Origin of the sequence: Paenibacillus terrae HPL-003, from assembly GCF_000235585.1 — a bacterium.
GTDB classification, from domain to species: Bacteria; Bacillota; Bacilli; order Paenibacillales; family Paenibacillaceae; genus Paenibacillus; species Paenibacillus terrae_B.
This window is the reverse complement of record NC_016641.1, coordinates 3,185,931-3,198,990: the sequence shown is the minus strand read 5'-3', so window position 1 is coordinate 3,198,990 and position 13,060 is coordinate 3,185,931. Positions and strand designations below refer to the sequence as shown.

General features: G+C 45.6%; 10 protein-coding genes. 1 reads left to right on the top strand and 9 read right to left on the bottom strand.

The genetic code is table 11. The features are described from left to right. Positions 1 to 37: 37 nt before the first annotated feature. The 8 genes from HPL003_RS14630 to HPL003_RS14595 form a co-directional block, all read right to left on the bottom strand. The gene (locus HPL003_RS14630; protein WP_014280455.1) at positions 38 to 472 is read right to left on the bottom strand and encodes a hypothetical protein; all 435 of its coding nucleotides are present in this window, start codon (positions 470 to 472) and stop codon (positions 38 to 40) included. Positions 473 to 494: 22 nt separating this feature from the next. Next, the gene (locus HPL003_RS14625; RefSeq protein ID WP_014280454.1) at positions 495 to 1,547 is read right to left on the bottom strand and encodes a hypothetical protein; all 1,053 of its coding nucleotides are present in this window, start codon (positions 1,545 to 1,547) and stop codon (positions 495 to 497) included. A gap of 127 nt (positions 1,548 to 1,674) precedes the next feature. Next, positions 1,675 to 1,932: a hypothetical protein gene (locus tag HPL003_RS14620; RefSeq protein ID WP_014280453.1), complete on the bottom strand. Its 258-nt coding sequence runs from the start codon at positions 1,930 to 1,932 to the stop codon at positions 1,675 to 1,677. A 134-nt stretch (positions 1,933 to 2,066) separates the two neighbouring features. Next, positions 2,067 to 2,765, bottom strand: coding sequence for a queuosine precursor transporter (locus HPL003_RS14615; protein WP_014280452.1), 699 nt, complete (start codon positions 2,763 to 2,765; stop codon positions 2,067 to 2,069). Positions 2,766 to 3,004: 239 nt separating this feature from the next. Continuing rightward, positions 3,005 to 4,402, bottom strand: a complete 1,398-nt coding sequence (locus HPL003_RS14610) for an L-cystine transporter (RefSeq protein ID WP_014280451.1) — start codon at positions 4,400 to 4,402, stop codon at positions 3,005 to 3,007. Between the two features lie 234 nt (positions 4,403 to 4,636). Then, positions 4,637 to 6,541, bottom strand: a complete 1,905-nt coding sequence (locus HPL003_RS14605) for a beta-glucoside-specific PTS transporter subunit IIABC (RefSeq protein WP_014280450.1) — start codon at positions 6,539 to 6,541, stop codon at positions 4,637 to 4,639. 163 nt (positions 6,542 to 6,704) lie between these two features. Further along, complete coding sequence (gene licT, locus HPL003_RS14600) at positions 6,705 to 7,538, bottom strand: BglG family transcription antiterminator LicT (protein WP_014280449.1); 834 nt, start codon at positions 7,536 to 7,538, stop codon at positions 6,705 to 6,707. A gap of 337 nt (positions 7,539 to 7,875) precedes the next feature. Further along, positions 7,876 to 9,111, bottom strand: coding sequence for a PTS transporter subunit EIIC (locus HPL003_RS14595; protein WP_014280448.1), 1,236 nt, complete (start codon positions 9,109 to 9,111; stop codon positions 7,876 to 7,878). Positions 9,112 to 9,615: 504 nt separating this feature from the next. On the opposite strand from HPL003_RS14595, the gene HPL003_RS14590 reads away from it, so the two are divergent. Further along, complete coding sequence (locus HPL003_RS14590) at positions 9,616 to 11,316, top strand: methyl-accepting chemotaxis protein (RefSeq protein WP_014280447.1); 1,701 nt, start codon at positions 9,616 to 9,618, stop codon at positions 11,314 to 11,316. 102 nt (positions 11,317 to 11,418) lie between these two features. Here HPL003_RS14590 and HPL003_RS14585 read toward each other — a convergent pair whose 3' ends face one another. Then, on the bottom strand, positions 11,419 to 13,035 hold the full coding sequence (locus HPL003_RS14585; RefSeq protein WP_014280446.1) for a cobyric acid synthase: 1,617 nt from the start codon (positions 13,033 to 13,035) through the stop codon (positions 11,419 to 11,421). Positions 13,036 to 13,060 lie beyond the last annotated feature (25 nt).

Here is a 13,060-nt window from a genome sequence, read left to right as displayed (position 1 = left end):
GCTTGCCGGTCATACTCCAGTTCCTCATCCTCAGAGGCTACATGGACTTTTTTATTCCATTCAGTCCGATCATGGCATCAATAATTTGCTTGGCCGTTTCGAGGTCAACATACTCTTCCAAATGCTCAGGAGTCATCCAGCTATAATAAGGCTTGAAGCCCATCATCAGCACATCGATCAGCTCATGATAACGATCCGTACCTTCCGGATCATCCGGGATCAGATTTGCAATAATAATACCGGAATCAATAGCATTCAGCTTTTTAATCAGCTTGCGCGCATCCTTTAACCCAAGCGGGGGCAAATAATACGTTTTACCGTCACGTAGACGCACCTGTTCATCTTCTTCAAAGAATGCTTTTTCTCTGATCTGAGCTTCTTCTTCTGTCAAAATCTCCTTTGCATCTTCCGCAACTTCAGCTGACTTGGGAAGCTCATTTTTAGATGGAATGGTGAGCTCTCTATCGTTCATTCTGAACACACATCCTTACGTATCAGTTGTTAACAGATGCCGATGCGACCTCATAGCGCTTGATCGTACCTAGCTTGTTATCAAAGCGTTCCGGATCAATGACCGTCAAGGTCACACTATGCGTAGACGCCTGCTGGCGCTGAGCATCAATCGTGAAATTGGATTTCACGCGACATTGATACAATTCCGTTTGGTATCCCTGTACAGAACCGTCCTTTTGCTCAAAACGGCCATCATGAACCAGATGAACCGTCAACGGTAAATCCCTGCTCGAAATATCCAGAACATCCACCACTTCATTGCGTTTATAATTTACATAAATGGCTACATCCTTTAACGCCGTATGGAAAATCAGCTTTCCACCATCAACAAGGTACTGCTCCTCGGTAGGGATTCCGGTGGACAATCGTTTGAGAAGCTTGTTTCCTGTTAACGTACGCACTGAAATTTCAGGCGTGGTGTACAGCGAGGTGCCAAAGACAAGCTCTGCCTCACACTTCCCGTTCACTTCCTGAATCACGTGCTTCTCTTCCAGTTCCCACACAAATCCATCGTCATCCTGCTGGACTCCACTCAAAGCGACAGGATAGACAATCACTACTTTTTTCCCGGCCAACGCTGCATCGAACACTGCCTTATTACCTGTCACGGTAACTTCTGTGGTTACATCTGTGCCTGTAATTACATCCTCGTAAGCCTTCATAGCAGGGCTTGTCGCTGCGGCTTCTGTGAGCAGCACCTGGTATGGGGATTCCCCCGGAACCGTCACCGTTTCCGTTACCAGTCGGTAAGACACTCCGCTAACACCTTCACGTAGCTTGGAACCAAGGACGAGACGGACCAGATTTAAGTCAAATTTGGCATCTTGAGCTGTAATATCAATCGTTTTTTTACGAAGCAATGCATCCAAGGGTACACTGGAATCTCCACCCTCGATATCCTGCATATCAAGTTGGATGTCCAGAAGCATGTTGTTCAGTGTTCCAATCGTGATGAGTTCATCACTATTCGGAATTTTAGCCATAAACTTGCCCGCACCTTTAATCAACATTTTTTTGTTCTTCGTTATTCCCATCTTCCAAAACCTCCAGTTTATTATTCCATTCCAATGGCATCCCGATTTTGAGCAAACCACCTTCCTGACGATATCAATATAAGTGAAGCATTTGAGGTTTTAACTGTAGCGACGTACTTGATCTCCTTCATTGCCTTCGTTTCTTCATACAGGGTCTACAGCCCTCAATAGACGACCTTGGAATATGCTGCTGCCGTTTGGACTGTTCAAGCTCATGTGGATCAACAAGGCTCCCGGACTGATCTATAATTTTACCTGTAAGTTCAGCGATACAATGCAGGCATAGCAAGGCTTCTCCTGCCATTTTCTCCTGTTTAAAACTTTCTCTGGCCCTTGGTGTCACATAGCGAAATTTGCATCGGGTGCATGGGATAAACTGCGTCATTCCTGTAGCCTCCTTCATAGCAAAAGGTTTGATTTCAATATAAGCGACTGTGAGCTTCATTTAACGATTCATCTATATACAGGAATGAAAACGATTACATTTAGTACAAAAAAAGAGGAGCATTCCCAGGCCAATTATGGCTTGAGAGTTTGCCCCTCCTCTTCTTTAAAGCGAAAGTTGCGTGCGATGTACAATATCGGTGTACCCGCCGCGGTTAGTACAAATTTTAAGATATAGGTGGTGAACAGTAGCTCCAGCCATATTCCCCATTCATAGCCGTAAAAGGCGATGCTGCAAAAAATGAGCGTATCAATAAACGAGCTAATCATCGTACTGCCATTGCCGCGAATCCAGAGCTGGTGACGTTCCGGGAAAAACTTGCGAATCCACGAGTATAGACGAACGTCCAGCAATTGGCTAACCGCATAGGCCGTCAGGCTGGCAAGCGCAAGTCTTGGTAATAGTCCGAATAATTGCTGCATCGGCGCCTGGGCAAAATCGGTTGCATTAGGCTGGAACACCAGCGCCATCTGCATCGTTAGCGTCGTCATGATTAAGGTGAAAAATCCGAACCACACAGCTTTACGCGCCTCTTTAGGCCCATATTTCTCATTCAGCAAATCGCTGGCCATGTACATAGAGACATACATTGTATTTCCCAATGTCGTCGTAATGCCGAGCAAATCAATGGTTTTGGTTACCTGAATGTTGGCAAGTACGGTAGCCACACCAATCCAGGCGTACAACCCTTTTTTACCGAACAAACGATAACATAATAAAAAGAACATAAAATTGACGAGGACAAAGGCTGCCCCCCATAGCAAATTAAACATGAAATCCTCCTAGTTTTGATAGCGCGGGATGGTTGCGAACCGCGGTTCATCCGGAGCAAGCCGGAAAAACATTATCTTAATGTATCACAGATTACGATTCATGAACAGCTATAACTTAAATAGATAAAACAGCACAAAGAGCCGGCCTTATGACCGACTCAGAGTATTGACATACACGCAGATACTTCTACCCCACAAGCCTGCTCCCCAAACTGTGAAGAGAGTTCCTAACGTCCCAATTAGGAGCTTACCGTCGTATCTAAATCCATACCATGATCGTTGAACACATCCTGATCATTCTCCTTGAGCACCTTGCCTGAAATGAGTCCTGCCGTAATAGAATCATTGACATTCAGTGCTGTGCGTCCCATATCGATCAGTGGCTCAACCGAAATAAGCAATCCCGCCAAGGCTACGGGCAAGTTCATGGTCGAAAGCACGATCAGAGAAGCGAAGGTAGCACCACCGCCTACACCCGCCACGCCGAAGGAACTGACCGTAACGACCAGAATGAGCGTGAGGATAAAATCCCAGCTCGTCGGATCTATGCCCACGGTTGGCGCAATCATAACCGCCAGCATGGCCGGATAAATACCTGCACAACCATTTTGTCCAATGGTCGCTCCCAAGGTGGCAGACAGATTCGCGATGCCATCCGACACACCAAGCTTTTTCGTTTGCGTTTCAACATTCAACGGAATAGTTGCCGCACTGGAACGGGATGTAAAAGCAAAAACCAGCGTAGGCAATACCTTTTTCACATACGTTACCGGGTTATAGCCAAACAGAGCCAGCAAAATAAGATGAATGACGAACATGACCAACAGAGCCACATAAGAAGCGAGTACAAACTTGATCAGCTTCAAGATTTCATCCGGATTCGTCGTGGCTACAACTTTAGTAATCAGCGCCAAAATACCGTAAGGCGTCAATCTCAGCACCAGCGTCACAATCCGCATCACTACAGCGTACACGGCGTCGATTACTTTACGAAAGGTTTGCGCCTGCTCTGGCTTTTTACGATCCAGTCCAAGCACGGCTACCCCGATAAAAGCGGAGAAAATCACTACTGCCAGCGTCGAAGTACGACGTGCTCCCGTCATATCCTCAAAAGGATTGGATGGAATAAATTCCAGCACCTGCTGTGGAATCGTCATATCCTGAACTGTTCCAAGACGCTCCTCCATCTTCAAGCCCTGTGCTTGTTCCTTTTCCCCACTTTGAATCTCAATCGCTTTAAGATCGAACGACAAGCTGGTCACAATACTGACCGAAGCGGCAATAGCCGTTGTAATCAGCAGTACTGCAATAATAGACACGCTTATTTTGCCAAGGTTCTGTCTTCCCTTCAAATTCATAATAGCCGAAATGATCGACACCATGATGAGCGGAATAACTACCATTTGCAGCAAACGGACATAACCATTGCCTGCGAGGTTGAACCAATCGACCGATTTTGTAATGACCTCTGAGCCCGCCCCATAGGCGTATTGAAGAATAGCCCCGTAGATCAGCCCGAAGCCCAGCCCGGCAAATACTCTTTTTGTAAAGGAAATGCGCTTTTTCTGCATCCAGACCAACACGCCGAGCAGTGCAAGCAGCACAAGCACATTCAAAATAATAAAGAAGGTATCCATATATTTTTCCTCCAGACAGATGATATTTTATGAAGTGACCCTTCAATCCGTAAATTACTATATCACAAAGCCAACTATCTTTGTAGGTTTTGTTTAAATAAATAGGTTGAAACCAGCATAGCTTTGGGGGATTACATTGAGAACGCAAAAAGGCAAGTCTTCCTGTTTCGAAGACTTGCCTTTTGTTGAATCTAACGATTGATCTTAGATTATACGTAAAATCTTTTGTTGTCGTTAGACAATTACTGTATAAAAAAGCTCCTGTTCCTTAATCACTTTATGCTGGTTTCCAGCAGGCTCCATCTCACTAAACTGAGCTACGTTCGTAACAATAACAGGTGTAATCGTTTCGTAACCAGCCTTACGAATTTCCGCCAGATCAAACTCCAGCAAGAGATCGCCTACCTTTACTCGATCCCCTGCTTTCACATGAGGAGTAAAATGAAGGCCTTTCAGCTTAACCGTATCCATCCCAACGTGTATGAGCATTTCAAGCCCGGAATCACTCACCAAACCTATGGCATGTCCACTTTTGGCAATGGAGAATACTGTACCTTCAACTGGAGAAACAACGCGACCTTCAGATGGCTCAATAGCCCAACCTCTACCCATGATTTCCTGAGAAAAAGCAGGGTCATTGACTTCACTGAGCGGCTTAACCTCACCCATAATCGGGCTGTATACCGGGATTTTCTCACCTTTTGGCAGTGAGGCTACTGTAGATTCTGCTACTTCCTCAGTAGTGGCCTCTCCAGCAGCATCTGTTGTTGCTTGTGGTGCTTCTTCTTTCTTTTCATCTGTAAAGCCGATCAAATAAGTAACCAATGTAGCAACCACAAATGCAATAATGAGACCAAGAATTGCGTACAAGAAAGTCGGTCCGATAAACATCGCCAGACCAGGCAAACCAACTAATCCACCCATAACATACGCTTTTGTACCAAACAAGCTCATGAAGCCCCCACCGACGGCTCCGCCGATCAACGCTGCAGTAAATGGTTTTTTAAACCGCATGTTTACACCATACATCGCAGGCTCCGTTACACCCATAATAGCTGTCAAACTCGTGGAGAAAGCCACGGTTTTAACTTTGTCATTTTTGGATTTCAAGAATACGCCGAGTGCAGCACCAGCCTGAGCCAGGTTAGCTGCTCCCATAATCGGAATCATGTAGTCAAAGCCCAACGTTGCAATCGAACCAATCATAATAGGAACCAACGCATAGTGCATACCTGTCATGATGATCAGGGAGAAGGTACCGCCGAGCAGCAGACCTGCAAGTGCACCTGTGTTTTCAAATAGCCAGGAAATACCGCCCGACAGGCCATTCCCAATAATAGAGCCCAGCGGACCTACTGCAATCAACGTCAAAGGTACAATAATCAACAGAGTCAGTGTCGGAACAACAAGCAGCTTCAGTGATGCATGCGTATACTTATCAATGAATTTTTCCACATAGGACGCCAGCCAGATCGCGATAACGATTGGAATAACGGTCGAAGAATAAGTGGCCGCTGTCACCGGAAGACCGATGAAGCTAACCTTCACATTGGATGCCAGCAATGCCGTAATCGTCGGATGCAAAATCGAGGCGCCTATCGCGGCCGCGATAAACATGTTACTTCCCAGTTTTCTAGCAGCACTCACAGCCAGAATAATCGGCAGGAAATAGAATGCTCCGTCCCCTATTGCCGCTAAAATCGTATAGGTTTGACTCTTATCGGACATCCAGTTCATTGCCACCAATAGAGCAATGATCCCTTTGATCATACCTGCACCGGTGATCGCCGGCAAAATAGGTGTAAACATACCAGCAATAAAATCAAACAGACTGCTGATTGGGTTTTGTTTTTTCTTGGCTGCATTGCTTGCGCCTGTTTCACTTTGTGGTGCCTTGGACATGTTGCTCACCAACGATTTGTACACGTTAGCTACATCATTACCGATAATAACCTGAAACTGGCCGCCGCTTTCCATCACTCCCATGACGCCGTCCGTTTTCTGCAGTTGCTCTTTCTGAGCTTTCTTATCATCATGAAGATTGAAACGCAGACGGGTCATGCAGTGAACTACCTGCTCAACATTCTCTTCACCACCGACCAGTGTAAGTATCTCTTTGGATAATTGATTTCGATCCATGAGGGTTCCTCTTTTCATTTAAAGTATAAAATGCGCAAATTGGCAATAAAAAAACCTGAATACAGAAAGCAGACAGCTTTATAAAAAGCCAATCTTCTTTCAGCATTCAGGTTTTGCCTTCTGGTTTGGAAGTAGCAATCCTAAATCTCTGATCGTTGATAAATCATTGATTATTAATGATACGTTCGATATGAATGGTGAGATACAACATCTCATCCTGGGACAAGCTCCGACCATAGATTTTAGCCGTGTAATCCCTTATTTTTTCCGCACAGGCATAAGCACTCTTATACTGCACCTTAACCATATCATGAAGGGAATTATCTGCATTTTGTACAGGAGTCCCATTCATTACCCGTTGAGCAAAAAATTTGAGATGTGTAATAAAGCGGTAATAGGTTAACGACTCTTCATCCAGCTCTATTACAAAAAAGCGGCTTACAATGTTAATAATGTCCTTGACGATGTTAGTCAGGGCTACTGTTTCGCGCATTTCGCTGTTGAGCTGTGCATTCACCAAATGCAGAGCGATGAACGCTCCTTCATCATCCGGAAGCGTAACTCCCAGCTTGTCCTGAATCATGTGTAGTGCTTTGGTCCCAATTGAGAATTCCTTGCGGTACATTCGTTTGATTTCCCAGAAAAGGGCGTTTTTTATATCCATCCCCAAACGATAACGCTCTATGGCAAAATGGATATGATCCGTCAGTGAAATATAGATGCTGTCATGCAATTCCACACCAAGTATCGTTTTGGCATATTGAATGATCTCATCAGAAATTTCAACATATTCAATAGGGATATCAGACATCAGGGTCATCAGCTTGCGGGAAACCTCGGTACTTTCAAGTTTAAAGATTTTCTCGATTTTCCCTTCATCAATCTCATCACCTGCGCTTTTCTTAAAAGCAATGCCTCTTCCCATAATGACTAATTCTTTCTGCTGTTCATCAATGACCGTTACGACATTGTTATTCAGCACCTTTGCTATCTTCATTCCATCACCTTAGGCCGCTTGGAGTAGTAAAAAAGGCAATACCAAAACTGACACTTAGTGCCTGCTTATGGTTTTGCCTGATGTGATCAGTAACAATCCACGAATGTGCAGTTTTGAATAACTGCCATCATAATATCATATAAGAACTGAACTGACAAGTTTTTTTGTAAACACTTTCATTAGGCCTCTAGGCGATAGGAGCACCAAATCACTGACGTTAATCAGCATGACAAGTCCCCAGCAAGATAGTGCTGCGGCGTGTCCGCTTTTGGAGTTATAAAACACGATCCCCCCACTGGGGAAATGACACGTCCTTCGACGGTTTATTCGAAGCCGCCTAGTTGTTGGCGCTCTTTTCCACTGCCAAATCCGATGCAGTGCTGGTGCCAGATGCAGATGTTACTTTCAAATGTTCCTCTTTTTCCTCCACAAAGCCCATGAAATACGTAATTACACCAGCAGTAACAAACGAAATGGCCATACCCAAAACGGCATATATAAGCGTAGAGTCACTAAACAGCGGTAAAGTCATTAGTCCGAATAAGCTTGCGAGAGAAGTAATCGCCGTTTCAAAGAGGCATACAAAGGCCCCGCCAATAGCCCCGCCGATCAGCGCGGCAAGAAACGGTTTTTTGAAACGTATATTAACACCATACATAGCTGGTTCAATGATTCCCATCATGGCTAACAAGCCTGTGGTTGCGGCCAGCGCCTTGACTTTGGAATTTTTGGATTTAATACATACGCCGAAGGCCGCACCCGCTTGAGCCATAACCGCCGCCACCATGACAGGAGCAATATAATCATAGCCCGTCGCAGCAACGGATTCCAACATATCGTTCAACATCATATATTGCATGCCCGCAAAATGAAGCAAAGGCATCGTGCCTCCATACAGCAGACCCGCCAATACTTCCGAATTGAAGAAGAATAATGAAGAAAATTCTTCTGACAATGTATGAGCCAGGGTAGTCCACAGCGGACCAAAAACAAACAGCAATAAAGGCATTATAATCATGAGCGTCAACGTTGGGGCAACCAGCAGCTTAATGGAATAGCGATTAAATTTGGCCAACCCTTGCTCAATCTTCGCTGCAAGCCAAACGGCAATAAGGATCAGTATAAAGGAAGAAATGTACTGCGGCTCTGCCACTGGTAAACGGATCGAGCTGATCTCTTTAGCGGACTTCAGCATTTCTGTAAGGCCGGGAAGAAATGAGCATCCCCCGATGACCGCTGCAATGAATATGTTGCTGCCAAGCTTTTTGGCTGCACTTACCGCTACCATAATGGGTAAAAGGTAAAATACTATTCTGCCAATGTACGATAGAATAATAAAAATCTTAAAATTAGAATCAATATCAAGATACAACAAGGCAGAAGCAATCACCTGAATGATTCCCGCCCCGATCAGTGCCGGCAAGATTGGAGCAAATACGCCCGAAATAAAATTAAACAGGCGACTTATTGGATTCCTTGCTTTGCCAGCTTTTCCATTGCCGGAAGCAAGCTCCTGTTTATCTTCACCTCCTGCCTGCGAAATCATTTCTTTGGAAAGTAAATCCTGATTCATAAAGCCTTTTCCCCTTTTTATGTATATTGAAGGCCACATTCGTACTTATATAAAACAGCTTTCAGGAAGTACATGGAAAGTGACATTCCTTATACTACTTCCATTACTTCTTTTTTACAATAGTCTTAAAAGAAGGGATGAGATATTTATTTTCGTGATCTGCCCAAATCACTCCATCTAAACACCCAAGACCATAGATATATATTTTTTGTTTGTTTTTGGGCAAATATGACTATTCAACCGCCTGTTAATTATGTAAAATAGGTCTAACCTACTTTTTAGTAATTCATGTATTACTTCCCTTTCTTGTTCTTGCCCCTTGAATACAGCTGAAATATACATAGAATCCGAACATTTTCAGTTTTTTCTTCAAGCAGAAAAGGAAAATAAGTAGATCATGACGTGTCTAATGCAAATTGGACAAGCGACCTACTTCAAGCAGGGAAATTTGTATATTTTCTTTTTATTACCAACTTATCATTATCATGTGAGAGGAGATTTTTCATGCAGCGTTTTAATCGTTCCATTGGCGCAAGATTACGGATTATGATTGTAATGATTCTGCTCTTCGCGTCCCTTCTGTTCAGCATCAGTTTTTATGCAGTATCCATGAGTATCATTAATAACAGTGTCATGCCTCAGGTGGATCAAATGCTGGAGATCGGGGCCAAGAGTGTGTATCAGGATCTTAATATTTCATTAGCAGTTCAGGCACAGCAAGGAAATGGTTCAGATTCCGGGTCTGGTATGCAGATGGAATCTTATCTTCAAGATAAGGTCAACACGCTTAAACTTGAATCGGCATATATCGCAGTAGTGAAAGATGGTAAGGCCGAGGTTGTCGCACGAAATGAAAAATCGGTATATAAGGTTAAGGATGTACTTGTTCCTGTGGAGGATATCCAAAAAGCAAAACAAGGCGAGATGAATGTCACCGGCGCTTACAGCGATTCATACGGATTACACAAAACCGCCTTCTTTGCCATAGCGGGCAGTAACTTGGTCCTGGGTGTGAACGAGGACGTTGGATTTGTGCAGGAAAAATCCCAACAAATTTTATGGATTTGCATCGGTATTACAATTGCAACGCTCCTGCTGGGTGGAATTATTTCTACCATTGTTGTACGAAAGGTTGTAGAGCCTATTGCCGAATTGGTTCGTCATAGTGAAAAAATTGCTCAAGGTGATCTGTCACAAGAACCGAAGGTTATCGGTAACAACGAAATTGCGCAGCTTGCCCGTAGCTTCCAATCCATGTCCCACAATCTGAAAGAAATGATCGGTCATGTGCTTTCCACATCCGGTGCGGTTGTACAAGGCTCGGACGAGCTGCTTCGCCGGACTGAAGCCATAGGTGTAAAAGTACAGGACTCTACAGTTGCCGCAGGGGAAGTGGCAAAGGGCAGTACCAGCATAGCTTCTGCTGCTGCTGAAAATGCACAGGCTATGGAGGAAATCGCTCAAGGTGTTCAGCATATCGCCTCCTCTGCCAATGATGTATCCGATCAGATCAGTGAAGCAACCGAAGAAACAGTGAACGGTAATACACTCGCTCAAAATGCTGTTGCCCAAATGTCGCAGGTAGGACAGGCTGCCGATGAGTCGCTTCGATACATCCATAGTATGAATGAGCGCTCCGAAGCCATTGGCAGCATTGTTTCAGCTATTTTCGATATTACGAAGCAGATCCAAATGTTGTCCCTGAATGCCTCCATTGAGGCTGCCCGTGCGGGTGAGCATGGACGTGGCTTCGCCGTTGTAGCCGGAGAAGTTCGCAAGCTCGCCGAGCAGTCGAAAGAAGCGACACAGCAAATTTCCGATTACCTGGTAACCATTCAGGAAGTATCTCAACAGTCCGTTGACTCTGTGACCCGGGTCAGCCGTGAAATTCATTCGGGAACGGAAATGGTGCAGCAAGCAAGTTCAGCCTTTAATCAGCTAAGTCAGCTCATGCAAACGATCAACGCGACGATTCAAACGGTATCCGCAGCAACGGAGCAGGTATCCGCCAGCTCGGAGGAAGTATCAGCTTCCGTGGAAGAGACAGCTCTCATCGCTGCCAATGCCCAGCATATGATTCAGGAAATCGGTTTAAATTCCGAAGAGCAACTGAGTGAAATGGAAGGCTACAGCGAGGTCGTACGCCAATTAAGCAAGCAAGCGACCGAACTGCAAACAGCCGTACAAAAATTCAAAATCAAGTAAGCTGAACTACAATGAAAGAGGTACCTCACGGCCACGAACACGGCTGTGGAGATACCTCTTTATTTTTTTTAAAGCGTTATGTTATACGATCATCTATGAAGGTTAAGAGTCCATCCCCATAATGCGGTAGATTCGGTCCATGTCCAAATGAGCCCGCACCACCCCTGCAACACGGTCAAACTCACGTTCCTTGGCTTCACGTACGGTAAAGGTGCTGTCCAGCGCCGCCAAGCCCTTGGCTTGTCTCAATCCATCCAGCCAGGAACGGCGAAAACGATCATTATCAAACACGCCATGCAAATAGGTACCCCATACTTTACCATCCGCTGTTCCCCATCCTTCCTCAAAGGCCGTTCCCTCGCCGCGACGGATATGAAATAAGGTGTGCATTGGATTCATTCCCTCGGTACCCTCTGTAGGCGCATGTGGTTCCGTAACACATTCCGTGACGCCCATATGTATTTCATAGCCTTCAATCATCGTCGTAGGAGCAGAATCCGAATTGGGTGCAATTAGCAACAATGGACAGTGACCAGACAAGGTTCCCTGTACGCGTACCGTTTGCTTTTCCTTTAAAAAGGTCGTGGATAGAGCCAGCCAACCTAACCCTTCTGCCTGCTGCGGCATACCTGATTCGACCGCTTCGGGATCAAACAAGGCTGTGCCGAGCATCTGATAGCCTCCACAAATGCCAACCAACTGCGTGCGTCCCGTATTCATAGCCTCCCGGATGTCCTGCTCCAGACCTCTTGTCCGCAATTCAAGCAGATCACCAATCGTGTCCTTCGTCCCCGGTAAAATAATAACGTCAGGTACACCCAGTTCTCCGGCCTCCGTGACATAACGTACACTCACATCCGGCTCTGCGGCCAATGCATCCGTGTCTGTAAAATTGGAAATCCGCGGATAACGAATGACCGCGATGTCCAGCGCTTTATCCTTTGCAGACAGCTTGGGCTTCTTGTCCAACACCACGGAATCCTCTGCCTCAATGCGGATATCCGGTAGGTAGGGCAGCACGCCGAGTACAGGAATACCGGTTCGTTCCTCCAGCCAGTCCAGCCCCGGCTGAAGCAGGGACAGATCCCCTCTGAACTTGTTAATGACGAATCCACGGATACGCTGCACCTCATGCGGCTCCAGCAGCTCAATCGTTCCTACCAGAGAAGCGAAAACACCGCCCCGGTCGATATCCGAAATAAGCAGCACTGGAGCGTCCGCCCAGCCCGCAAGATTCATATTTACAATATCACGGTCCTTTAAATTAATTTCTGCCGGACTGCCTGCCCCTTCCATAAGCACAATGTCATAGGTATCACGCAGCCGATTCAGCGCGTCCATGACCGTCTGTTTAGCTTGCGGCAAAAATTTCTTTCGGTAATCGGAAGCACTCATATATGCATAAGGCACACCATGAACAACAATTTGTGAATGCATATCCTTGACCGGTTTAATCAAAATCGGGTTCATGTCGGTCGTCGCTTCAATACCGCAGGCTTCTGCCTGCACACCCTGAGCGCGTCCAATTTCTTTGCCGTCCTCGGTGACATAAGAATTTAGCGCCATATTTTGTGACTTGAACGGTGCGGGACGATAGCCATCCTGCGTGAATATACGGCACAGTGCAGTGGTCACCACGCTTTTGCCCACATCCGATGCTGTGCCCTGGAGCATAAGCACCGCTGCGGGATTCGTGCGAGACGGTTCGAATTTTGACAATTGCCTCTTCTCCTTTTACCAATTC

Excerpts from the sequence above, each read along its gene's own strand:
- HPL003_RS14630 (WP_014280455.1), bottom strand. The coding sequence starts at position 472 with ATGAACGATAGAGAGCTCACCATTCCATCTAAAAATGAGCTTCCCAAG.
- HPL003_RS14625 (WP_014280454.1), bottom strand. The coding sequence starts at position 1,547 with ATGGGAATAACGAAGAACAAAAAAATGTTGATTAAAGGTGCGGGCAAG.
- HPL003_RS14620 (WP_014280453.1), bottom strand. The coding sequence starts at position 1,932 with ATGACGCAGTTTATCCCATGCACCCGATGCAAATTTCGCTATGTGACA.
- HPL003_RS14615 (WP_014280452.1), bottom strand. The coding sequence starts at position 2,765 with ATGTTTAATTTGCTATGGGGGGCAGCCTTTGTCCTCGTCAATTTTATG.
- HPL003_RS14610 (WP_014280451.1), bottom strand. The coding sequence starts at position 4,402 with ATGGATACCTTCTTTATTATTTTGAATGTGCTTGTGCTGCTTGCACTG.
- HPL003_RS14605 (WP_014280450.1), bottom strand. The coding sequence starts at position 6,541 with ATGGATCGAAATCAATTATCCAAAGAGATACTTACACTGGTCGGTGGT.
- licT (WP_014280449.1), bottom strand. The coding sequence starts at position 7,538 with ATGAAGATAGCAAAGGTGCTGAATAACAATGTCGTAACGGTCATTGAT.
- HPL003_RS14595 (WP_014280448.1), bottom strand. The coding sequence starts at position 9,111 with ATGAATCAGGATTTACTTTCCAAAGAAATGATTTCGCAGGCAGGAGGT.
- HPL003_RS14590 (WP_014280447.1), top strand. The coding sequence starts at position 9,616 with ATGCAGCGTTTTAATCGTTCCATTGGCGCAAGATTACGGATTATGATT.